Raw genomic sequence first — 24190 nt, 5'->3', positions numbered from 1 at the left:
TCACAGTCCCGCAAAACCATCGCCAGCTTGAGCTGCCGCAGAGCGATCCTTCGCCTGCCGAGGCGCTTTCGACTTCGCCGACACGCATATCATGCCTGCGTTTGCATCATGCTCAAAAACATCGCTAAACTCGCCGCCATTCCCCAACAATTCTAGGCGGCCTAGAAAAAGTTACCGTCGAAGGAAAGGCGCTATGTCCGCGAATGATCCTCATTTAGACGTCATCAATATGTGGAAAAATCGACAGAGCGTGGACTTCGGATATTTTGAACAGGTCGAGCCCTTTGCTGAACGTTTCTGGAATCCCGTCACGACGTTCCGCCAATGGTTCGATACGCTCGATACGACTGAGTTGCTTGAAATCGCCTGCGGTCAAGGAAGACATACGGTTCTGGTGCCGCAGGGTTATCAACGAATATTTGCGATCGACACCTCGGTCGACGCCATCGCCATCGCGACGGAACGCTTTAAGGACAACCCGAAGCTAACCGCGACTCTGTCGGAGGATGGGATGACCATCCCTCAGCTCGACAGCAGCTTTACGGCGGCCTTTAGTTACGACGCAATGGTGCATTTCGAGCTCATGACGATGGCGTCTTATCTCAAGGAGACAGGCCGCGTTCTGAAGCCGGGCGGCAAGGCGCTTTTTCATCACTCGGCCTATGACCGGAATCCGACCGGCCATTTCACCCAATCGCCGCACTGGCGCAATTATATGACGCAAGACCTATTTGCCCATCTCGCGTCGCGGGCCGGCCTCCGGATTGTTGATACGGTCTCATTCCCTTGGAGTGATGAGATCATAACGGACGCGCTGACGCTGATGATCAAGCCGGAAGTTTGATCTTCGTCGCGAAAAACTTCGCCGCAGCGCTGCCGGCGATCTATGCAAACTGAGACAACCAAATTACGGCGCCTGGCATGGCGGTCGGCAGGGATGCCTCTGTTTCTCAAGCGATGTTGAAACATTGAGAGGTCGGCGCGAAAAGCTTAATTTGGTGTCCGCAAGAAGCGCTTCGTGATATGCGCAGGTCGCCTGACATATTTTTCTGTTAATCCACTTCCGGGAGCAGTCTTTTGGCGCGGGGCGCGACCTATCTGACTTCACAGCACGATTCTGAACTCGACGCGCGTATAGAAGAATATCGACGCAGGCGGGAGAGAGATTTTTCGGAGGCGTGGAGCGGACCCAATAGTTGGACGTCGCGGTTCGACGCCGGCTGCTTTGTTCTTTCCCCTGTCATTGCGCGCCTGGTCGGCGCAGGAAAAGCGCGAGTTCTTGAAATCGGTTGCGGGCAAGGCCAGAAAGTCCTGAGTTATGCGCCTTTCGTGGGGTCGGTTCTTGGAATAGATCTCGATGGAGAGCATATTTCCTATGCTAAGAACGCGGCGTCGAAAATGAATAGCCCCAATGTGGCTTTCGACCAGGTTGAGGCGAATGACGTAAGAAAAATTCTCGACAAAGATCGGTTCGACATTATTGTCGTTTATGCGGTCTTGGAGCATCTGACGCCGACCGAACGTTTGGATCTGTTATCCAATATTTGGAGTTCTCTCGACGATCACGGATTAATTATTATGGGCGAAACCCCAAATAGGATCGCATCTTGCGACATGCATTCCAGTTTTTTGCCGTTCGTTGATTCCCTAATTGACGAGTATTATTTACAATACGTAGATCGGTTTACCCCGCGCGATGATTGGCGGCCCTATGTCGGCCGTTACGAAGATCGCATATTGGGCAGCTTTCGAGCCGGCCGGGGCGTTTCCTTTCACGAATTCGACCTCCACCTGGGAAAAGCCGGCGAGGCCGGAAATTTTATCGTGGCGGATTCTTTTGGCGCGCTGACGCGCAACATGTATCCATTGCGCCGCTCCGAACTCGCGTTGATGGACGAATTCCGATGGCAAGGAAACAACATAGATCAATTTTTTAGTCGGTATTGGCTCGAAGGGATTATTTCGAAAAGGCCTTCTCCTCAAAATAGGACCCAGCGAGAATTCTCTCTCCTGTCGCCGCCCCTTCCTTTTAACGTCGCGCAAGGATTTGACCTAAACGGTCTGCGCGTCTACGGCCTAAAGAGCAAGGAACAGGCTGTGACCTTTGAGTTGCCGCCTTCGGCGCATGCATATCAACTTTTGTTCGATGTGCGGTCGCGCGCCGGCCGCGCCGAAATTTTCGATCAGCGCGGAGAAATGCTCGAAGTCGTAGACATTACAGAGCTCGCATCGATCATTTTTCCGGGCGGGAGCTATGCGGCGATCGACCGAACAGTCGCGCCTGGAACGACAGCCATTACCGTTCGGCCGGACGCTGATTCGGTTATCGTCACGGGCGATTTGGGCGTATTTGGAGTTGGTTCGCTCGGCCCCCTCGATGAGCGCACGCCGAAGATATTGGACAATGGGAACTTCTAGGCTGAAAACTCAATCAATGTATTGATTGGTCTTGCACAGCTGTGATTCAACCGTCACAGCAGGAGGCGAATCATGGCGGGCGAGTTTTGGCTGAACGACCGGCAGTGGGCGGCGATCGATCCGCTCCTGCCGAAAAATCAACCCGGCGCGCGGCAGGACGATGATCGTCGGATCATCAGCGGCATAATCCATGTGCTGAAATCCGGCTGCCGCTGGCAGGACACTCCGGCAATCTATGGCCCGCCAACGACGATCTATAATCGTTTCCGACGCTGGAGCATCAAGGGGCATTGGCGGCGGCTGTTCGCCGCCTTGGTGGAAACGAGCCCGGACGACGTTCAGATGTCGACTCCACCACGGCCAAGGCACCGCTCGGCGGCAGGCGGAAAAGGGGGGCGTCGGAGCAGGCGATCGGGCGTTCGCGCGGGGGACGCACAACAAAAATCCACGCCGTCGTCGACGGAGAAGGACGCCCCATCGCTTTCGAAGTGACGCCTGGCCAACTGGGGTGATGTTCGTTGCGCCTGACGCTGTTGACCCCTTTGCCGCCAGCGCGTCTTTGCATGGCTGACGCCGCCTACGATTCCAACGGTTGGCGCGCGTTCCTTGCCGAGCGCAAAACCTCTCCCGTGATCCCAAACAACCCGACGCGAAAACGCTTTCATCCTTTGACAAGCAAGCCTATAAAGCAGCGCAACCTCGTCGAACGGATGTTCTGCCGCCTCAAAGACTGGCGGCGTATCGCAACACGATATGACAAGCTCGCGCATGTCTTCGCAAGCGCCGTCTATCTCGCAGCCGCCGTCACATGGTGGACCAATTGAGTCTGGAGCCTAGAGCTTCGCCCCGCCAAAGCCCTCTCTTTCGTAGAGAAAAGTATTTTTTGCAAATCGCTGGATCAGCGCAAAAATGCTCCCCTCAGGAAACGCTCGCCCGCGAGCCCAATCGTGAGGCCGGCCGCGCCCACGCCAACGACCAATGTTCTATTAATCGCTTGTCCATCGTAGCTCGTATAATAAGCTGATCGCATCCATTCAACAATATTAAAAATAGGATTATATATGATATATTCACGAACTGTTTCCGGCAATACTGAAGTTGGTATATAGACGCCCGAAAAAATATAAAGACCAGCCATCGCTAAAAGAAAAAAGAGCATAAAGAACCCGCCCATCAATAGGCACAGTGATATATTCATAAAGCCTAATCCGAAGCCGAGAAATATGGCCGCTCCCACCGCTCTCATCGCCTCAGAGAGATCGGTCGGCATGACATCAAAATCCAATAAATAAAGGACGAACAGAAAGATAGACAGAACGACCATTGCATTCAACATTTCGAGAATGCATCGGCTGACGATGAGGTGAATGGGGTACACCACCGGAAGATTGAGCAGGCTGCGATTTTGAACAATCGCCATCGCCATGAGCCGCGCCGGATAGAGGCAAAGAATATAGGGAATGACGCCAGTGCTGATAAACATGGTTGGGCTATCGCCAATAGGAGCCAACCGAGTCCGTATATAGTAAGCGACGATAATCAGAACCATATGCGCGAGCGGCCACGCGATCGCGATCAGATAGCCGAAATAGCTGGCGCCGAAACGCGTGCGCATATCCTGTAACAAGACAGCGCCGACAATACGCCAGAACTCCCTGAGCTTGGAACCCAAATGAGGCGAGAAGAACGACGGCGTCGAGCGCATCGCAGAGCTCATGAATGCCTTCTTTCTGTTCGCAGCAATTCCAATAAAACTTCACCATAGACCTGAGCTTTATGAAAAATCTCATTGAAGGATGGTGAAATAATGGCCGTCTCGGCTGAGCCTGGAGGATGCGTCGTGAGCGTATCACGGCGGCGGCGACGCGGGGCGGCACGACCAAGCTTTGATCGGCTTGTCGTCGCGTAGCGCGATGCGCGCGAACTCGATGAGGTTTGCGGCACTGATACGCGTCAACCGCTACAAAGCACACCGCAATGGCCGGCCTCATCTTGCGGAAGATCGTTCGCCAATATTCTCAGGCAGACTGTTAAAGGCGCTCAATCCAAACGCGCCAATATTTCCTTGAGCCTCGCGCCATAACGCTGCGAGATCGCGGCTTCGCTAAAGTTGTTGTTGACGAAATCAGAGGCGAATTTGGCGCGCCTTTCCCTTTCCTCAACGTCAAAAGCGACGGCGCGCATCTGAGCCGCCGCCGAATCCAGTTTGGGTTCGGCCCATTTCTGTCCGGGAACGACGAAAATGTAATCGTCTGGATAAAGACAGACGAGATCATAGTCGACGAGCCAGCATGTCTCCGGCGTGCAAAAGTCCATGTTTCCAGAATAGGCGGTCGCGATGACGGGAATGCCCATCGCCATCGCTTCGATCATTCCGAAGCCCCATCCTTCGGAGCGATGCAAGGATATGTAGCAGTCGACGCCGCTCTTTAGCCTGCGCAGGTCTTTATAGGTCAGAGTCTCGTCGAGCAACGCAACGCGTTCGTCCGTGGCGATTTCGTCGTCCACCGCCTCCCATATCCGAGTCTGTTGCGGATCTTGGACACGACTGCGGTTTTGCGTCTTGAGAACGAGACGGACCCGTTCGTTCTCGGAAAAAGCGGCGCGGAACGCGCGGATGACTCCGATCGGATTTTTCCGCTGAACGAAAGAAAAAGAATCGAAAGCGGCAAGAAAGACGAATTCATCGTCTGAGCATCCGAGTTTCTTGCGCGCATAATTCCGCGCGTCATTCTTTGAAACCGTAACGCTTTCGACGCACATGCCCACGTTGATCACTGGCTTGTCGGTGACCTTGGCATAGGTCTCCCGGCAATATTCAGATGACACCCAAATCTCGTCCAATAATTCTATGGAAAGATGGTGGCAGGCCGCTGGCGTATCCAATTCCCAATAAAAATAGCCGATATTATATGAGCCATCGAACACGTCCGGCAAATAAGAAAAAGCCAGCTGAACCGATTCTCCATTTAGGTGTACAATGTTAATTCGGCTTTTCTGTAGTTTGTCGGTCTTGACCTTTGAACTGAATCCTTCCGGCGCAGGATTGTCGAGGCCGAAATCGAAGGCTCCTATTTTGAATCCGGCCTTTTCGATTATCGCGGCGGAGAGCCGCACCGCCTGACCAAGGCCAGACGCCTTCTCTAAGGGCCCGATGAGTTGGACGTCTATTTTTTTTTGCGATCTGGGCGCCGGCCAAGCCGCGCTCAATAGCCGATGGCCCTCGGTCGAAAGAGTGCGGAACTTCATCTTCTTTAGGTCAAACATCCGCGCGGAGATCATTTGCAAATACGATTTTGGCGCAAAAGCGAATGCGCCAAGCTCCAATATCTCGAAAATCTTATGCGCAAGTCCAGAAAATCCCTTTATCGAGCCATCGCCGGCGTCGATAAGTTGCGCCAAAATTTGGGGTGGGAAGAGACGGAGAAGATCGGGGCGTTCCGCCGCAAGCAGGATCAAATAGAAATAATACAACAAGCGATGGGCGGCGCGGGTCAAGTCGAGAAAATGCAATTCCTGATGGCGCGCAAAATAGCGCTCCATGAAATGCGTCAACGGAAATTGGGTGGCGTGAAGCTCTTTGCGGCTTTTGCGCAGGAGATCGATGCACCAGTCCGGAACGAGACAGTCCTCGATGAACGCCGACGGCGCCTGTTCGACAGCCCACCAATAAGCGAGCTCGATACGAAACTCTTCTGTCCCGCGCGCCGCTTCACGAAATGCCTCCGGCATAAAAAGATACATGGCGAGAGTGGCGAAGGGCAATGGGCTCCCGCCGTTAAGATATTCGATTTCTTGGGCGGAAAGCGGAGCCCGCCGCCATCCGCGGTGATGAGGCACATATGTCGTGAGATACCAGCGCAAATATGAGTCGATTTCCGAATCGGCAAGTTCAACGCGAAAGGAGCGACTGAGATTGAACCGATACCTCTGCTGATCCACATAGTTTGAAAGCACGAGCTTCTTGCCTTGCGACATGCGCAAAGTCTCTGGAAAGCTCGTGGGCGCGACGACTTTCGCCACGGCGGCGCTCAGCGCATGACGCTGATAATCTTCGAATGCGTCAGTTTCCGCCAGGAATGGAAACTCTTTCTGGCGAACGTGAAACTCTCTGTTCGCCCGCGTTAGGATTTGCGCGGAAGCAACTCCCAGCTGCCTAATTTTCGCACGGTCGACATCCTCCTCGTAGACCCCAAAATCCGCCATCCAGCGGCACGGCGTCCAACTGCCAATTTTCTTTAGTGTGTCATATCCGGCAAGAACGTCGATGGTGATTGGCGAACGCTTGTTATCCGCTGCGAGGGAATCGACAAGGGGCCTAATGTCGATGGAAAAACCGCAGACCGCTGTTTGATAATGTGCGGCGGCGACATCTGGCCGCTCGCCTAACGCAAGCACGGGATCGAGAGCTTTCTCCCCCACGACGCACTGGACGAAGACCGGAACATGCGGCGACCTGGGCGCTAGCGCCCATCCATGTAGAACGCCGTCCGTAAGCACGTCCACATGGCCGCACACATCGGAGCTCTCCATCCGCGCGCGGGTAATCTTTTGTTTAATCCCGCCAAAAAGAACCAACAGCTCGTTTTTCGGCAAGAGCGCGCTCCAGGGTTGGCGAGATGAATGCGTCGCAGCATGTCGGCGAACCGACGCTATTCGATTGGGAAGCCCAAGTTATTTTATGGAATCCCATTGCGGTATGGCAATTTTTTTTTGCCCTAGCGAACAAAAATCAACGTTGGCCTGCGGCGATGCGCCAACCGCCTATGATGGACAACCTTTTATTTTCTCATCGGGAGGCTGTCGACGACGTTGATTGTTTCAAATTCATAAGTGACCGCCTCGCGCGAATCAGGGCCGACAGACCGGGCAATCGCGGCAGGTCAGAGTTTGGAAAATGATTGACAGCCTCGTCTCTGAAATGAAGTTGGGCGTTCCGCTTCCGCGCATGACATAGCTATGATCGCCGACGATTCACCCGATATGCGGCCCACAAGTTTTATATGCGACGCTCTCGCGTCTGCTAATAAGCTATCAAAGGCGTTCTGCTAAAAGAGCTGACCAACTGGAAGAGAGTCTGAATCGTCAATTTTCTTAAAGAAATAATCTAAGTTGGATCCAACTTATATTTCTCGCTGATTTCATCGATCAGATCAAATTTTGCGCCGTTAGGTCGAAACAGCGCTAGGGTGTCCACCACGGCGACTTTTTGCGCGACACTTTCAATAACATGATAAACCGGCCTAACGGTATAGTCATGAATAAATATAAAACTATGGGGCGAAGCTCTTTTTAAGGTTTCTACGAAACATGCGACTCGAAAGCGGCCATCTATCAAAAACAGATCAATAGGTTCACCTTTGCACAGTCCCCAGACATCACGCGAATAGCGAGGAAACGCCTCGGCGTTTGAAGTATCTTTTGGCCATCCCCAATCTCCTACTGGCCCAATGTCCACATAATGCAGCGTGGTTTTTTCGGGCACAAATGAACCGTCTTGCTTCACACGTTCATGCCATTCCGGCGAGGAGTCCACCGACCAGACCCGCCCTCCAACGAGCTTGGAAGCGAGAAGCGTGCTTGCGCCCGATCCAAATTCTAAATAGTTTTGGGAACAACTTAGAAAAGAAACAAAAAGAATTCGTTCCGCTTCGCTCATAATAAGCGCCATCGATGGAGCGCTCGGCCCTGGCGGCGCATTTTGAGTTTCAGGGCTGGGAGAAGACAGATTATCAATCGCAGTAATCAATGGGCGACCCTTATCATTTAATGGCGTCTTCGATCCGCAGTCGCTTTTCTCGTCCGTTGGCCGAAAATAATTAGATACGCAGTATGCGGCGAGCTCCGCGCGCAGTGTCGCCATATCCGCATTTTCGAGCGTCGGATGTGGACAAATATCTTCCTCAATGACGATCGTCCTATCGTAATTTATCTGGGCGAATATATCCGGGGTCATATGCAGGCCATATGCTCCGATATAGCGCGCCAGTGTCGCAAGCGTGTTGATTTTCACAGATCCCGAGAGATGACACGCCAGCGTCTTCGCCACATCCTGGCTGGTGCCTGGAACGCCGCAGCCCCAGGACCGGAATAAGCTGATAATTTCGGGCGCCGGACGCTCTCGATAGTCATGTTCGCGAACGATCGATAAATATTGGTCGATATAGGGCTCGTATTTTTTCCATTCGCGGCGCGTGAGTCCAAACCCCCAATGGTGGTCGAGTTTGACTAAACGATTGCACGTCTCTGGCGAAGCGACATATAGGTCATGCGCTCCATAGGCCGCGAAATAGCCAATATCCTCGCTGGCCATCGCCATATCGGCTAAGCGATTTAATGTTTTTATATAAAATGGGCCAAGTTCGAGATCATCTTCAAAAAAATAAGCCAGAGGGGCCTGCAACTCTTCAAATACGTAGCGCTCGGCGCGCTCGAAATTCAATGCGACGCCAAGATTGGAATTTGCCTGGAAGACCGTTCCGCCCGGGAAATAGACGTGAAAGAGCCGGACATTTTCGGCGATATCCTCATCGGAGGCATATCGTTTCCCCGATATCGCATTCACCGCGCCATCCTGAAACAGAAATATCTCGCTCTCATCGAGTTGGATGTCGCGCTGCGATTTGAAAGAGGCGAGCACGCGCTCGAAATATTCCGGCCGATTAAACCCCATGAGAACGATTGGAAATCCCATATGCTCCTGTTCCTAATATGAATCACGGTTATTCTTCGACGCCCGAGCTCTTCCGCCTGTTTTCCAGTAAGCCCGCCTTTTTGTTAGCGTCGGTCGGCGCTCACAGCGCCCCAGAGGGCATAGACTCGGCGAGTGGCCGCCGAAAGCGGTTTAAGGCGTAAGAGGATCTCGAGTCGTCATCTCTCGCTGCGGCCAGAATTGTAATTTGTCATCCTCTCCTCAGACAAGTTTCTCAAAAAAGGCCAACAAAAACTGGCGAAATTGAGATATCGAAATCAACAGCCTCACCGACGCCGAGGCGACTCAATCTCGCCACGGATCAGACTCTCTCCTCGTGACGCCGGATTTCTCGCCGCGCGCAGGCTTTTTCGGCGAGGCGCGGCCGCCGGCGCCGCTCATATCGCCGCGGCTTTCGGCCTCGCCGATCTCCTGAAGGCGGATATGAGCAAGATCGCTGCGCACGGCGAAAAGAAAGCCCACGAACACGCAGAGGGACGCGCTCACGACGAAAATATCGAGCACGGCGAAAGAATAGAATTGTTCGCGCGCGATCCCCGGCCCCGCCCAAGCCGCAATTAGCGTCCACCCCACGACCAGCAGACGGATGAACGTCGTTCCCGCATCGCTATATTCAGCCCGACGCCCGCCTTGGGTCACCACGCATAAATAGGCATATGAATTGACCAGCAGATAGAGGGACAGAACGAGCAGCGCCGAGCCGATCGTGAAATAGGGCGACAATCCCAACCCCACGATAACTAAAGTCTGCGCGATCAGATCGGTGGAATGATCGATGAAATAGCCATAGCGCGATCGCTCGATGTCGAGCCGGCTCGAAAGTTCCTTGGAAAGCGCGTCGCCAAGCCAGTTCGCCAGCACGCCGAAGGCGGCGAGAATCAGGAACCAGTTCGACCAGCGGCTCGCGACGAAGCCCGCCGCCGCCCCGGCGGCGCCAATCAAGCCCAGGAACGTCAGTTGATCGGGCGAGACCGTTTCCGGCAGCCGCCGAAGGATGGCGGCCAGTACAGCCCGTTCTTTATCGGCCAATGAGCCAATATCAATTCTAGCGTTGGACACTTTGACCTCGGCCCGCGCGACAATAGACAAGGTCACGGCTTTATCGATTGGCCGACGTTCGCCTTAATCGCGAGTTCATCGCCAATCAACTGGAGTAATTGCCGTTTATTCTGAAGGCAACGCAAAGCCCGGTCAACCCTTTCCGACATCGCGTTCTTTTTGTCGCCGAAAAGGCCGCGCTCCCGCATCGAATGGACGGCAAGCTACGCCGCAGCATCAAGTGACCACGCGTTCGAGACCAGCCGCTTCGATCGTATGGCGCGCAATCATCGCTTCCTCGTTAGTCGGCGTGACGAAGACGGGCGCGCGCGACATTGCGTCGGAAATCTTCCCTGCGTCGCGCATATTAGCCTCGTTGTCGAGTTTGAGGCCAAGCCAGTCGAGCCCATCGACGACGCCCGCGCGCACACGCGCCGAACGCTCCCCAATTCCCGCCGTAAAGACCAGCGCGTCGAAGCCGCCGATCGTCGCCGCAAGCGCGGCTATCCCCATCTTGATGTGGTGAATGAAATAGTCGATCGCGGCGCCCGCGCGCGGCGCGTTCGACGCTTCGAGCGCGCGCATGTCGGACGACAGGCCCGATAGGCCAAGAAGCCCCGAATCATCGTAAAGGAGCCGCGATAATTCATCCGCGCTCATCCCTTCGCTTTGCAAGAGATAGAGCAGCAGCCCGGGATCGATCTGGCCGCAGCGCGTGCCCATCGCCAGGCCGTCGAGCGTCGAAAAGCCCATGCTGGTCGCGACCGAGCGTCCGCCCTTCATGGCGCAAAGCGAAGCGCCATTGCCAAGATGCGCGACGATGGCGCCGCCCTCGGCGCGGATCGGATCGATCTCGCGCATGCGCCGCGCGATATATTCATAGGAAAGGCCATGAAAGCCAAAACGCCGCAGGCCGCGCTCGTAATAGGAATAGGGAAGCGCATAGGCTTCGTCGACAAAGGCGCGCCCGTGATGGAAGGCCGTGTCGAAACAGGCGACCTGCGGCACATGCGGAAAGGCTTGCCGCGCCGCTTCGAGCCCCGCGATGTTATACGGCTGATGCAACGGCGCGAGCGGAATGAGTTCGCGAAGCGCCGCAAGCGTCGGATCGTCGACGACGGTCGGCGCCGTCAGACGCAGCCCGCCGTGCACGACGCGATGGCCGATGGCGCCGATGGCGATATCGGGATAGGCGCGCTCGATCCAGGCGAGAATCTCGGCGATAGCGCCTTTCTGATCGAGCAGGCCCAGCTGCGTCTCGCTTGCCTCATCGCCCGCGACGCGAACCCGAAAACGCGGCGTCGCGCCGATCCCTTCGACCTTGCCGGCGGCGACCAGCCGCGGCCAGACGGCGGCGCCAACTGTAAAGAGCGCGAATTTCACCGACGACGAGCCGGCGTTGAGCGTGACGACGTGATCGCCCATGGGCGCTTCCTTTAGATCACGCCGCATTTGGGCAATCCCCTCAATGCGAATCGCGTGATCGAGTCAAAAGTTAAGAGCGCGCGTTACGCGAAGAACCGGATTTCCATTTTTTCGAAAGCGCGCTCTTTAAGATCGGCGGGAACGAGAAGATCAGAACCGACGCCGCTTTTGGGCTTCGAATGTCTTGCCGCGGAATGTGACATGCTCCAGCCGCAACTCGCCTTTCGGGCTGAAAGCGTCGGGGCGCGGCTGCAATTGGCCATTCTCGAATTCGAGGCCGAGCAAGGCGTAAGCCGCCGACAGCATGCGCGCCGCGGCGCCCGTATACCAGCTCCAGCCGCCATGCCCTTCATAGCCGACGCCTTCATAGACGTCGGCGGGCTGCTGATGCGGCGGCAGGCCGTAGATATCCGCTTCGGCCGGCGTCGCGAGCTTTGAGATCGGCGAAATCGCGATCCATGTCTCGAAGGCTTCGCGGAACAATTCTTCCGCCGCGCGCGCATCGCCTTTCGTCTGCGCATCGGCCCCGAGCATCGCCAGCGCATCGACGAACCAGGAAACGCCATGCGAATATTGGCCGCCATTCTCGCGCACGCCCGGCGGATATTCGGCGCTGCGCCCCGGATAGGGACGCGAATGCTCGTCATAGGGCGGATGAACGAGCAGCACGCGATTGCGGCGGCCAAGAACGGCGAGCGCCTTCTCGATCGCCTCGCGCCCGCGCGCGGCGTCGACGGCGCGCGCCAGCGTCGGCCAGGACGAGGTCATCGCGCTCATCGGCGCGACTTCCCGCCCGTCGTCGGCGTAAGCGCGGATATAGCGGTCGCCGCGCCAGCATTTCTCAAGCGCTTCGCGCAGCTTTTCGGCGCGGTCGCGATAGCGCTCGGCGCGGAGAGCGTCGCCCTTCTCCTCGAAGAAAGGCGCGATATCGAGGAGAATGCCGTGCAGGAAAAAGCCGAGCCACACGCTCTCGCCGCGCCCCTCGTCGCCGATGAGGTTCATGCCGTCGTCCCAATCGCCCGAGCCCATGAGCGGCAGGCCATGCGCGCCGAAACGCGCGAGCGTCCAGTCGATGGCGCGGGCGCAATGGCCGAGCAAGGTGTCCTTATCGCGAGAGGTGAGCGGCACGGTGGCTTGGCCCTCCTCTTCCTTCGGCACGGGATTCGCCTCGAGGAAAGTCTCAACCGCGTCGAGGATCCCCTTGTCGCCCGTGCCGCGCACATAGCGGATCGTGACATAGGGCAACCATAGATGCGGATCCGACGAATGCGTGCGGTCGGCGAGGCCGGTGCCGCCATTGGGGGCGCGATGCCACCATTTGCAGGCGTCGCCCTCGATATATTGATGCGCGGCGTGCAGCAGAATCTGCGCGCGGGCGCGTTCCGGCGCGAGATGGATGAGCGGGATCACGTCCTGCAATTGATCGCGATAGCCCGTGGCGCCGGAACGTTGCGCCGGCCCGGTGCGTCCCCACAGACGCGCAGCGAGCAATTGGTATGGCAGCCAATCATTGACGAGACGGTCGAAGTCAGGACGATTGGTCTTGATGCGCAGCACGGAGAGTCGCTTCTCCCAGGCGCGCGCGCTCGCGTCGAGTTCGGCGCGCGCATTGGCGGGATTGCACGCATATTCCGCGAGCCGCTTCGCTTCCTCGATCGTCGTCGTCTGGCCGAGCGCGACGACGACCGTCGCCTCTCCTCCCGCCGGAACGTCGAGCGCGGCGCTGAAGGCCGCAACCTTGCGCTCATGCGCGGGCGCGCCGGCGTCGGGATGGCCATGCTCGACCATGTAAGGCAGATAGGGATTGCGGCTTTCATGGCCGAGAAAGCGGCGGCGCGAGGTCTCAGCGAATTCCGCTGGAAGCGAGGTCGTGACGAAGGCCCAACCCTGCACGAAATTATTTTTCGGATTGCGGAAATAGATCGAATGCTGGTTCCCGTCGATGACGGATTCGACCGCGCCGAGACTCTCATTGGGCGTCTCTGCGAGGACGATCTCCATCGCCGGCGTGATCTGCAGCAGCCGCTCGTGATCCGACTTGTTGCGTATTCTGAGCAGCTTGAATTCGATCGGCTGTGTGGGACTGACGACGACCGTCATCTCGAGTTCGAGTTGGTCGCGCTCCGCGCGAAAGACCGCGGCGCCGAGCGAGAACGTCACCTGATATTCGGCGTCGCGATGGCGCAGCGGCACGAATGTCGGGCTATGCGGGTCGGTTCGGGCGAGATCGTAGACGTAGATCATCTGTCCCGCCGGCGCCATGCGCCCTTCGCCCATGCGGAAGGGCGTGAAGCTGTTCAGACGCGAATTTCCATGGAAGGAGAAAATATCGCCGTCATTGGTCAGCACCGCGCCCTGTCCCACCGCGTTGGCGATGACATGGGCGAAAGGACGCGGCGTGCCAGGCGCGAGCGTCAGGCTCCGTCCGTCTTCGGAGAATTGATAGCGCGGCTTCTTGGGCGTCGGCGGCATGACGAGCGCGCGCCGGCGCGACAGCGCCTTGTCGAGCGTCTCCGGCGTGACCGGCTGCATGCCGAGATGCCGCGCGACGGAATCCGTGGCGCTTCCCATATTGCGCGCCCAGCCGTCGACAATGATCAATTCGCTCGCGCCCGCGGGCGCGAGCTCCACGTCGACGCGCAGGCTCGCGCAAGGCTCGAAACCATAAAGCAGTCCCTCGTCTTCGGGATCGCGCGGCGAACCGAGTCCCAGCAAGCTGTCGGGAGAATTCGTCGCGCCCATGCCATAAAAGCGCGACTTCACATCCTCATAGCCGACGACCGTGACCTTGGCGCCGGGGCCGGCGCCGATGGCGTGGAAGCCGATCTCCGGCGACAGGCGCCGGTCGGCGTGTCGCCGCGCGCCGCCCTTGAGCAGGCGGTTCTGCGCGAAGATGGCGTTGAGCGAACGCACATACCATGTGCCGACATGGATCGCGTTATAGGCGGGATCGCGCAATTCGACGGCGGCTTCGTTCAGCACCCATTCGCGCAGCGAGGCAAGCGTCAGCTTGCGAGCGCGTTGGTCGAGGTTGACGATCTTGAGGCGCGTGATCTCCACCGCTTCGTCGGCGGAGAGCGATACGCGCGCTTCGATCGCGAAGCCGTTGCGCTCCGCCATGAAGAAAAGGCAGTTCTCGCCCGCGTCGGTGAGCGACGCCTGTGCGCTCGGGCAGCGCGTCGGCGCCTCGCCGATCGACCAGAGTTCGCCTCCATCTTCGCGCAGGAACAGGAATCGTCCGCGCGGATGCGCGTGATCGTTCGGCCGACGCGTAAGATCGATCGGCGGTCCGCCGCGAGCGACGCCTTCGATGCGGATCGCGCCCTGCCCGTCCTGAAACCATTCGCTGGTCATCAGGCCGTTGGTGAGCGTGAGCGGCCGCGAACCCGGCGCGCCGCCGGCGCCGGTGACGCCCTCGATCGGCACCTTTTGCGCGCGCGCCAGCCGACCGAGCAGAAAAATCACAAGGCCGAAAGCGACGAGCGCCGCATAGACGAGATAGCCGACCACGAGATAGGCGTAGGAGGGCGGGCGCGTATGCGAGAGTTGCTCCGCCGCGCCCCACGCCTTGTCCCATTCGACCCCGCGCGGGATGTAGAAAGGCAGCAGCAAGGGCGCCCATGTTCCGAAGCGGCGAATCCCTTCCGGTATGGCGCGGCTCGTTTGCGCCTTGCCGACGAAGCGCGCCGCCTTTTCATCGGCGACGTCGCCGCCAACGAAGGAGAGATTGACGAGCGTCGCGACGCGCAGCCCCATATGATCGAACCAGATGAGCACGCGCAACGCGTCATAAGCGAGAAGCGCGGTGAAAATATCGAGGCTCCAGGCGCGGAAATCATTGTCGGGCAGGATGTAATTCATCCAGGTCGCGACGCCGGTGCGAATGAGGCCGTCCTGATTGTACCAGGCGGGATCAGGCGTCGCCTTGAGAAAGGAATAGATCACCGGCGCCATCCATAGGCCCCAGCGCAGCACGCGCACGGCGTTCTCGACGAGCATGTCGAGACCCTGCCAGCTCGCGAGCTGGCGCAGCGGGCGAAGACTCCGCTCGATGAGCGCGGTCAGGAAGAAAAGATTGATCGAGAAGAGCGGCGCGGCGAACACCCATTGAATGACGCCGGAAAAGGACTCGTCGAAGAGCAGCCGCACGCCGCCGTCGACGACGCCGAGATCGGTCGCGCCCCATTTGGTGAACAGCGGGCGGATCACATAGGAGTCGCGCGGCCGTCCATCGGACGCGTAATCGAGCGACGTATAGGCGAAAAACTTCGATATGATCGTCTGAATCTGTGCCGTATCGAGATACCAGGCGATGGCGCCGCCGACGAGGGCGCCGAGAATCACGCCGAGCGAATAGACCCGCCAGTTGCGCAAATGCTGGCGGCCCCCTTGCGTCAGCACGAAGAAATCGATTCCCGCGTCGACCCCCGCATAGGCCAGCGCGCCGGTCGCCGCGCCGAACAGAAAGCGGTCGCCGCTCGCCATCGCCGGCAGGCCGATCTTCAGCGCCACGACCACGGCCGCGCCGACCACGGCGCCGCGAAGATAATTCGAAGGATGCAGATAGATTTCCTCGACGCGCATGCGGAAAGGCGGCGTCGAATCGGTGCTTTCGACGATCGCGCGGGCGAGCGGAAACAACGCCGCGCCAATCAGCACGCCGCTTATTGGCGCCGTCGCGACAATGAATGCGACCGCGGGTTCGAAGGAGACGACGAGCGAGACGGCGAGCAGCAGCGCCATAAAGACGAAGCCGTAAACCGCGCCTTTTTCCGCGCCGCTCCTCCAATCGTGGAAGACGACGACCTGGAGGGAAGGCGTCGCCCGCAGCAGGCCGGCGAAGGCCTGCGTCACGAGATAGGTTTCGCCCCACAGCCCCGCCTGAGCGAGCGCCGCGATGACGGCCGCGACAAGAGCCGCGAAAGGCGTCGGCAAATAGGGCGCGACAAAGTAGGAGACGGAGCTCGCGACATAGGGCGTGAGCGACGCGAGGAAGGCCGAAGCGAAAAGAATGCTGTGCGGGCGCCACTGCCGCGGCAGGAAACGGCCAAGCGCCAGCGGCACGCCGACGACGACCGCCTCATTCAGAAGGAAAAGAACGAGCGTGCGCCCGGCGACATTCTTGAAAATCTCGGGAACGTCCAGGCCGAGCAGCAACAGCCCGCCGATCCGCGTTATGGGCGGCGAGCCCAGCGCGACAAACAGGCTGAACAGGAAGGGCAGAACGAAGAGCGCCGCCCGCACGGCCATGCGCGAACGCGCCCGCAGCGTGACGACGCCTGTAAGGTAAAGGAGCGTCGCCGTCGCTGCGCCGACCGGCGAGAAGCGGAAGAGATCGGCGAAGCCGTCCGGCGCGCGCCACAGCAGGCCGGCGCGGTCGCATAGCAGCGTGAAAGAGGCCACGACGAGGAAATCGACGCCGAAATCCGCCGCCCGGCGGGCGCTCTCGGAGGAGCGTCGCATCACATAGATGGCGACTCCGGCGAAAAAGCCGGCGACGATCGCATGTTCGCCGCCCCCGGCCGCCTCCAGCGCGGCGACAATCCCAAACCCCATGCCGACAAGGATGCGCTCGAAGATTGCGCCGCCGGCATTCGATGCGCCATGGGTGACCGCCATGGATTTCCTCCGCGCCGCCGCTAGATCCGGCGTTCTTTGCAATTAATCGCCGGAATCAGCGGCGACTTAACGAATCCCTAGCCGGAGCCGGGGGATAAAGTCCAATCCCCGCCTCTTTGCGGCGGCGCGCGCTTCGCACCATCGGGGATAGCCGCTATAGTGAACAATGCGCTAACGCCCGCCGCCGCGAGGGCTTCTGCGAGTGGAAGAAATGGAAGAGCCCCTGCCCGCGCCGTCGGATAAAGCTCAAGGCGCCGGCCTTAAGAACGGCTCGCTGACCCCCGCCGAACGGCTGTCGGCTCTCGTCGAGCGCGAGCGCGCGACGCGCAAAGGCCCGACCGGCGCGCTCGATGAGCGCATGGCGAGCCTCGCCGGGGCGCTGCGCCGGGCGCGGCTCGAAAACGCCGAGCAATCCGCCGCGATCTCGGATCTGCGCGCCGCCGAAACGGCGCGGCTGGAGATTTTGGGCGAGGCGCTGGCCCCGGTGCTGGCGCAGGTCCCCAAGGAATGCGACATTTTCGACGCGGGCCTCACGCCGGGCGAGCGCCCGCGCCTCTTTATCGACCAGATCGGCTTCGTCGAGATGGATCGCGACCGCCGCACCTATCGCTTTCTTCAGGACACGCGCCACGGCCGCGTCGTCCTGCGCGAGAGCGACGATGTGGAGGAGCTGGTCGAGGCGATCACGAGCTATATCGCGCATCGCCTGATCGAGCGGGAAAAGGCGCTGGCGATCGATTTCGCGAGCGGCGGCGCGGCGCAGGCGCTCAGCGCCAAGATCGCAGCGGCGCGCGCCGCCAAGGCGGGACAGGGCGCCAAGGAGACGCCGCGTCCGTTTCCGGCGAAAGCCTTTCAAGCCGTTTTGTTCCTTATGGAATTTCTTGGCTCGGCGGCTTTCTTCGGCCTGCTCGCGGTGCTCGGCGTCTGGCTCTATCAGAATTATGTCGCGCTATAGCGGCTCATAATCGGGCGGCGGCGAGTTCGACGATCTCGCCGGCCTCATCGAGGCCGCGGGTGCGCATGGAGATGTGCAGCTTTTCGCCCTCGCGCACGATTTCATAGAGATTATAGGCGGCGCTCGGCCGGTGGCCGCCAAGCCGCGCCGAGGCTGAGGCGACGCCGACAACCGGCGCGTCGGCGTCCGGCCCCGGCAGACGATGGAGGCTCGGCTTGTGATTATGGCCGTGCAGCACCAGTTCCGCGCCGTGGCGGGCGATGACGGCCTCGAACTCGGCGGCGTCGTCGAGGCCGCGCAGCGCCCTGGCGCCGTTCACATGCGGCGGGTGGTGCAGGAAGACGACCCGCGCGAGGCCTTCCGCCCTGGTCTGATCCAGCAATTCGCCCAGCGCCGCCCGCTGCGTCTCGCCGAGCCGGCCTGAGGCGACGAAAGGCGCCGTCGGCACCCCCGTGTCGAGCCCGATGAGCGCGACCCCGCCGCGCCGGCGCAGATAAGGAAAGCCGTCGCCCGACGCCTCGCTCGTGGTCCAGGGCGCGAAAACCTCCCGCAAGAGGCCGGTCACGTCGGGGACATAGGCGTCGTGATTGCCGGGCGTAAAGCTCACATCCTGCGGCGCGCCGAGCGAATCGAGCCAATCCCTTGCGAGCGCGATCTCGCCCGGAAGACCGATGTTCACGATGTCGCCGGTCATCACGACATGGTCTGGCGCCTGCGCCTTCATATCGGCGACGATGCTTTTCAGCGCGTCCATGTCGTGCTGATCGGCGCGCTTGTAGAGCCAGTTGACATAACCCGTGACGCGCTTGCCGAGCAGCTCCGCGAGATTGGGGCGCGGGATCGGCCCGATATGCGCGTCGGACAGATGGGCGAGAAGAAAACTCAAGAAACCCCTCCAGACGGCTTGCCGTCCGTTAACTTCAGGCGAGGCGAGAGACGACGGCGCATGTCCCGAGTCAAGCCTCGCCCGTCCGACGTCCGGCCGAAATGACAATCCGCTTCAACGCCGGATATAGTGATCTTCGAAGCTTCGCGCATCGCTGCCGCGGGCTTTTCCTATGGCGAGGCGGCTTTGACCAAGCATGAGGCGGCGGGGTCGCGTCCTTCCGCGCGAGCGCGGCTCGTGTCGCGGCTCATCACCTTCGGCGCCCGCTTCCAGCGGCCGATGACGCTTGGCGTGCGCGGCCTCGTCATTGACCCCGACAATCGCGTGCTGCTCGTGCGGCACACATACATCCCCGGCTTCTATTTGCCGGGCGGCGGCGTTGAGGCTGGTGAGACGCTCATCGAGGCGCTCAACCGCGAGTTGAGCGAAGAGGCGAATGTGCGCATCGAGGAGCCGCCGGAGCTTTTCGGCGTCTATCTCAATCGCCGGGTCTCCCTGCGCGACCATGTGGCGCTCTATGTGGTGCGGTCCTTTCGCCACGAAGGCCCGCTGTCGCCCAATTACGAAATCGCCGAAGCCGATTTCTTTGCGCTCGACGCGCTGCCGCGCGAGACGACGCAAGCGACGCGCGCAAGACTCGCGGAGGCGCTGGAGAAGGCCGCCATCTCGCCCTATTGGTGACGCCGCGCGGCGCTCTCCTTTTTGAATTGACGCATTTTCCTAAGCCGGAAGAAGTCCCATCGGCGGAAAATGTTATGGGAGAGAAATGAGGACACGCGACATGCTCAAACTGCGGGCCGCCGCCTTAATGCTGCTCTGTCTCGCCGTCCCGGACGCGCGCGCCCAAAGCGATGCGGAGCATACGCTCGACGCGGTCTTCCATCTTTTCGACGAAGACAATGACGGCGTCATTACCGACGCCGAAGCGAATCGTTATATCGACAAGACCTTCAAGGAGATGGATGGAAACGGCGACGGCAAGATAACCGCGGCGGATTTTCGCAATTTCAGCTTCGGCCTCGCGGATGTCGCCGCGGCCGAAGGAAAGTCCGACTCATACGAAAAAGCCAAGGACGCGATTTTTAAACGCTGGGACAAGCGCGGCGCGGGTGCATTGACGCTCGACGATTATCGCGCCGGCGTGCTCGCCGACGCAGCGGCGGCGCAACGCGGCGGCGCGCGCCCGCAACAGGGACGCTTCGACATAAGGACGTTCAAGCGCGCGCCCTTCATCAAGGAAATCATGAAGAGCCTGCGCTAATTTTATTCCGGCGCGGCGAGGGCGCCGAGATCGCGCCAGCCATAGGCGAGATCGGGATAGTCGATTCCATTCGGTCCCCAGACGCCTTCGAGGCCGAGTTCCTCGCCGCCGAGCGCCTCATAGAAGCGCCGCGCGCCGGGATTGTCGCGAAAGACCCAGACGCCGGCGTTGGTCGCGCCCTCCGCCCTCAAGCGCCGCGCCATATGGCGCATCAGCGCCGTTCCCGCGCCGCGCCGCTGGATGCTTCGAAGCAAATAAAGGGCGTGAAATTCACTGACGAAGCCCGCCGCCGCGAGCCGCTGCGAACGCGGCGCCCCGCAAGCGCCAAAGCCCTCGGGCGGACCCTCGCCGCGCGAAACCACGAAGGTGGATAGCTGCTGGGGTTCTGCGAGAAGGCCGCGCCATCGCCGCGCGCGCTCCGCGACGTCGAGCGCGGCGAGATGTTCGACGGGCATGATCCCGGCATAGGTCTCGCGCCAGGAGCCGATGAGGATTTCGGCGATGGCGCGCGCGTCGCTTATTCCGGCGCGGCGAATGCGCAAATCGGTCATGTGGCAAAATGTCTTGCGAAGCCCGGCCCACTAAAAGCGGCAAAGACGACGCGGGGGCGCCGAAAGAGGCTAATCCGATCCGAGAAGGAATTCATCAGCGATGCGAAGAGAGTTCGGGGATAATTGAGGCGATCGCCGGCGAGACCAGACCGCCCATCGAAGCCGAGTAAAGCAAGGTCGGCGTTTCGACGGGCGGCAAGCGTTTGGGCGCGGTCGAGAAATCAGGCGCGGCTTTTCGGCCACCAGATAAAGTAGAGCCCGCCAAACTCCCACACTGGAACTTCACGGTCCCGTTCCGTTTGTCGGAGCTCCCAACGCCGCTTAATCTTAAGCGTGCCGCCGGGAAGGCGTATCCGCACCGTCATTGCCGTCCTCCAAATGATTGTATAACACTGCATTATATAATCATTTTTGACACTTTAAACTTAACAATTAGAAAGCTTGGAGCCTCTCTCCGCCCGATAGAGCGGAGGCCCCCTCCGAAAAACTGGAGCATGGCTCGGCTCGCCATTTCCACGGGGGGCCTGAGCCGTGTTATGGCCTGCGCTCGTTTCAGGCCAAGGCTATGATCGATCTCGCCGTCAAATTCTCGCCGCTCACCGCCGCCGACGAGCCGCATATCGAAAAGCTCGACGAGCGCGCCTTCGGGCCAGGGCGCTACGCGCGCACCGCCTATCGGCTGCGCGAGGGCGTCGATCCGGATCGCTCGCTCTCCTTCGTCGCCCGCGTCGGCACGCTGCTCGTCGGCGCCAATCGCATGACGTCCATTCTTATCGGCGGCGCGCCGGCGCTGCTTTTGGGGCCGCTGACGGTGGAGCCGGCCTTCCGCTCGCAGGGCGTCGGCGAGACGCTCGTCAAATATTCGCTCGACGCCGCGCGCGAGGCGGGCCACGGCCTCGTGCTGCTTGTCGGCGATGAGGATTATTACGCCCGCCTCGGCTTCGCCCGCGTTCCGCGCGGCAAGATCGCGATGCCGGGGCCGGTCGACCCCGACCGCCTGCTCTATTGCGAATTGCGCCCTGGCGCCTTCGCCGCGGCGAGCGGCAAGATGCGGCGCCTATGAGCGCGCGCGGCCGAAGGCTCATTTTGCGCTATGAGGCGCTCGTCGCCGAGGGCGCCCTGCAGCGCGACGACACGCAGCGCGCGGCGGTCGAGAGATTGCAGGCGCTTTCCGACGCGCTGGAAGGCCGGCGCGCGACAAGCGCCGGACTCTTTGGCGCGCTGTCGGCGGCCTTCCGCAAGCAAGACCGCGCGCCGCGCGGCGTGTATCTCTTCGGGCCGGTTGGGCGCGGCAAAACTTTCCTGATGGATCTCTTCTTCGACGCGCTCACTATCGAGAAGAAGCGCCGCGCGCATTTCCACGCCTTCATGGCCGACGCGCATGACCGGCTGCACCGCCTGCGCCGGAACCCGCGGGAATGCGAAAGCGATCCGATCGGCTGCGTCGCGCAAGAGATCGCGCGCGAAACGCGCCTCCTCTGTTTCGACGAATTCGCTGTCCACGACATCGCCGACGCGACGATTCTGGCGCGGCTCTTCTCCGCCTTGTTCGCGGCGGGCGTCGTCGTCGTCGCGACCTCCAACGTCGAGCCGTCGCGGCTCTATGAAGGGGGACGAAACCGCGACCTCTTCCTGCCCTTCATCGCGCTGCTCAAGGAAAAGATGGATATTCTCCGTCTCGCGGCGCCAATCGACTACCGAAGCCGGCCCTCAGGCTTGGGCGACGTTTATTTCGCGCCCGCCGACGCCCGCGCGCGGGAGGCGATCGACCTCCTGTTTCTTAAACTCACGGGCCTCGCGCGCGGCGCGCCTGCGGCGATCGAGGTCAAGCGCCGCAAGATCGAGATCCCGCAAGCCGCCGGAAGGGTCGCGCGCTTCAGCTTCGCCGAGCTTTGCGGACGCGCGCTCGCGCCCGCCGATTATCTCGCGCTCGCGCAACGTTTCGACGCCGTGATTGTCGAGGATATCCCGATCCTGGCCCCCGAGCGGCGGAATGAGGCGCGCAGGCTCATCACGCTCGTCGACGCGCTTTACGAGGCGCGCGCGCTTCTCATTCTTTCGGCGGCGGGAGAGCCGGATGAGCTTTACTGCGCGCAGGAAGGCGCCGAAGCGCGCGAATTCGAGCGCGCGGCCTCCCGCCTCGTCGAAATGCGCAGCAAGGCCTATGTCGAAGAGAACGCCCTCAAGGTTGCGCCATGCACTCCTTGATGTCGCTCTCCCGCTTCATCTGTTCGAAACGGTCGACGCAATAGCGCGCGAGGTCGGCGCGCTTCGCCGGATCGCTCGCCGCGGCGCGAATGCCCATCGCGCCATCGAGCAATTCCTTCTGCGCGGCGTGCACCTGCTGGCGCGACAATTGGGACGAACAGGCTTCATAGCGTTTCAGCAGCGCGTCGCATTCCGGCACGCCGGTCGGATCGACCGCGAAAGCTGGCGTTGCAAGAAGGGCGAAGACAAGGGCGAGACGATGCGGCAAAGGCGCGAATTCCTCATGGTTGCGACGCGCCGCATATAACATGTCCCGCACATATTGCGCGCCGCGCGCGCCGCAATAAGAGAGGCGGCGGGCCTGTCTTTGGACCCGCCGCCCTGTCACCGGCGCAAGTGTCTCGCGAGAGCCGGATTTCTTTATCCGGCTAAAGCCCGGCGAGATATTGGGTCGGGTCGACCGGCGTCGAACCCTTGCGCAATTCGAAGTGCAGCTGCGGGGAGCCGACATTGCCGGACTGGCCCGAGCGGGCGATCGTCTGGCCGCGTTTCACCTGGTCGCCGCGCTTCACGTCCAGCGCGCCATTATGGGCGTAGGCGGAGACGAAGCCGTTAGGGTGACGGATCAGCACGAGATTGCCGTAGCCTTTGAGCTCGCTGCCGGCATAGGCGACGACCCCGCCCTCGGCCGCTTTCACCTGGGTGCCCTCGGGCACGGCGATGTTGATCCCATCATTGCCGCCGGTGGTGAAGCCCTGGATGATGCGGCCGCGCGCCGGCCAGCGGAATTCCGGGCGTCCGTCGTCGGCGGCCACGGCCTTGGCCTCGGCGGCCGCCGGCGGGATGGAGGCCGTCGCGGTCGAGTCCACCTTGCGGCTTGCAGTCGTTTCGGGCTTTTCGGCGGCCTTGGGCGCCGGTTCGACGGGGGCCTCGGCGCGAACGATCCGTTCGGCCTTCACCGGACGCGCCTGCGTCGCGTCGGCGGTGCGCGGGGGCGCGGCTTTCTCCAGCGCGATCTTCTCGGGCGCAGCCTTGACGGCGCCGAGCTTGCCCTTTTCGGGCTTCGCCGGAACGGCCGCCGTCTTGGCGGCGACAGGCGCCGGGGCGGGCTTCGCCT

General features: G+C 60.4%; 17 protein-coding genes and 1 pseudogene. 8 read left to right on the top strand and 10 right to left on the bottom strand.

Going from position 1 to position 24190, the window contains the following annotated elements:
• The first annotated feature begins 193 nt into the window (after positions 1-193).
• The 3 genes and pseudogenes from V3H18_RS00985 (at position 194) to V3H18_RS00975 (ending at position 3242) form a co-directional block, all read left to right on the top strand.
• Entirely contained in the window at positions 194-844 is a 651-nt protein-coding gene (locus V3H18_RS00985; protein WP_332080005.1) for a class I SAM-dependent methyltransferase, read from the top strand.
• A gap of 233 nt (positions 845-1077) precedes the next feature.
• Entirely contained in the window at positions 1078-2418 is a 1341-nt protein-coding gene (locus tag V3H18_RS00980; RefSeq protein ID WP_332080004.1) for a class I SAM-dependent methyltransferase, read from the top strand.
• A 72-nt stretch (positions 2419-2490) separates the two neighbouring features.
• Positions 2491-3242, top strand: a pseudogene (locus V3H18_RS00975) (IS5 family transposase).
• A gap of 74 nt (positions 3243-3316) precedes the next feature.
• Here V3H18_RS00975 and V3H18_RS00970 read toward each other — a convergent pair.
• The 6 genes from V3H18_RS00970 to V3H18_RS00945 all read right to left on the bottom strand — a co-directional run bounded on the left by V3H18_RS00970 (position 3317) and on the right by V3H18_RS00945 (position 17212).
• Positions 3317-4135 carry an ABC transporter permease gene (locus tag V3H18_RS00970; protein WP_332080003.1) on the bottom strand — a complete coding sequence of 273 codons (819 nt, stop codon included), beginning with the start codon at positions 4133-4135 and terminating at the stop codon, positions 3317-3319.
• A 323-nt stretch (positions 4136-4458) separates the two neighbouring features.
• Positions 4459-6441, bottom strand: coding sequence for a glycosyltransferase family 4 protein (locus tag V3H18_RS00965; protein WP_332080002.1), 1983 nt, complete (start codon positions 6439-6441; stop codon positions 4459-4461).
• A 1084-nt stretch (positions 6442-7525) separates the two neighbouring features.
• Positions 7526-9112: a hypothetical protein gene (locus tag V3H18_RS00960; RefSeq protein WP_332080001.1), complete on the bottom strand. Its 1587-nt coding sequence runs from the start codon at positions 9110-9112 to the stop codon at positions 7526-7528.
• Between the two features lie 303 nt (positions 9113-9415).
• Positions 9416-10159: a CDP-alcohol phosphatidyltransferase family protein gene (locus V3H18_RS00955; RefSeq protein ID WP_332080000.1), complete on the bottom strand. Its 744-nt coding sequence runs from the start codon at positions 10157-10159 to the stop codon at positions 9416-9418.
• 246 nt (positions 10160-10405) lie between these two features.
• Positions 10406-11593: an acetate/propionate family kinase gene (locus tag V3H18_RS00950; protein WP_332079999.1), complete on the bottom strand. Its 1188-nt coding sequence runs from the start codon at positions 11591-11593 to the stop codon at positions 10406-10408.
• Positions 11594-11743: 150 nt separating this feature from the next.
• The gene (locus V3H18_RS00945; RefSeq protein ID WP_332079998.1) at positions 11744-17212 is read right to left on the bottom strand and encodes a GH36-type glycosyl hydrolase domain-containing protein; all 5469 of its coding nucleotides are present in this window, start codon (positions 17210-17212) and stop codon (positions 11744-11746) included.
• Positions 17213-17423: 211 nt separating this feature from the next.
• On the opposite strand from V3H18_RS00945, the gene V3H18_RS00940 reads away from it, so the two are divergent.
• The gene (locus V3H18_RS00940; protein ID WP_332079997.1) at positions 17424-18167 is read left to right on the top strand and encodes a hypothetical protein; all 744 of its coding nucleotides are present in this window, start codon (positions 17424-17426) and stop codon (positions 18165-18167) included.
• Between the two features lie 4 nt (positions 18168-18171).
• Here V3H18_RS00940 and V3H18_RS00935 read toward each other — a convergent pair whose 3' ends face one another.
• Positions 18172-19053: a metallophosphoesterase family protein gene (locus V3H18_RS00935; protein WP_332079996.1), complete on the bottom strand. Its 882-nt coding sequence runs from the start codon at positions 19051-19053 to the stop codon at positions 18172-18174.
• 129 nt (positions 19054-19182) lie between these two features.
• On the opposite strand from V3H18_RS00935, the gene V3H18_RS00930 reads away from it, so the two are divergent.
• Together V3H18_RS00930 and V3H18_RS00925 are read left to right on the top strand one after the other, a co-directional pair.
• Complete coding sequence (locus tag V3H18_RS00930) at positions 19183-19734, top strand: NUDIX domain-containing protein (protein WP_332079995.1); 552 nt, start codon at positions 19183-19185, stop codon at positions 19732-19734.
• A 100-nt stretch (positions 19735-19834) separates the two neighbouring features.
• Positions 19835-20314 (top strand): EF-hand domain-containing protein, encoded by a 480-nt coding sequence (locus V3H18_RS00925; protein ID WP_332079994.1) that lies wholly within the window; start codon positions 19835-19837, stop codon positions 20312-20314.
• Between the two features lie 2 nt (positions 20315-20316).
• Here V3H18_RS00925 and V3H18_RS00920 read toward each other — a convergent pair whose 3' ends face one another.
• Positions 20317-20865: a GNAT family N-acetyltransferase gene (locus V3H18_RS00920; protein ID WP_332079993.1), complete on the bottom strand. Its 549-nt coding sequence runs from the start codon at positions 20863-20865 to the stop codon at positions 20317-20319.
• 565 nt (positions 20866-21430) lie between these two features.
• Here V3H18_RS00920 and V3H18_RS00915 point away from each other — a divergent pair.
• On the top strand, positions 21431-21928 hold the full coding sequence (locus V3H18_RS00915; protein WP_332079992.1) for a GNAT family N-acetyltransferase: 498 nt from the start codon (positions 21431-21433) through the stop codon (positions 21926-21928).
• Entirely contained in the window at positions 21925-23073 is a 1149-nt protein-coding gene (gene zapE / locus V3H18_RS00910) for a cell division protein ZapE (RefSeq protein WP_332079991.1), read from the top strand. Before V3H18_RS00915 ends, zapE begins: the two co-directional genes overlap by 4 nt.
• Here zapE and V3H18_RS00905 read toward each other — a convergent pair.
• Together V3H18_RS00905 and V3H18_RS00900 are read right to left on the bottom strand one after the other, a co-directional pair.
• Complete coding sequence (locus tag V3H18_RS00905) at positions 23048-23383, bottom strand: hypothetical protein (RefSeq protein ID WP_332080105.1); 336 nt, start codon at positions 23381-23383, stop codon at positions 23048-23050. The genes zapE and V3H18_RS00905 overlap by 26 nt on opposite strands.
• 118 nt (positions 23384-23501) lie before the next feature.
• Positions 23502-24190: murein hydrolase activator EnvC family protein (locus tag V3H18_RS00900; RefSeq protein WP_332079990.1), on the bottom strand; the 689-nt coding region annotated here is incomplete at its 5' end.

Origin of the sequence: Methylocystis borbori (genome assembly GCF_036576025.1) — a bacterium.
GTDB classification, from domain to species: domain Bacteria; phylum Pseudomonadota; class Alphaproteobacteria; order Rhizobiales; family Beijerinckiaceae; genus Methylocystis; species Methylocystis borbori.
Note: the sequence above shows the minus strand (reverse complement) of the source record. Positions and strands in the feature narration are given on the sequence as shown.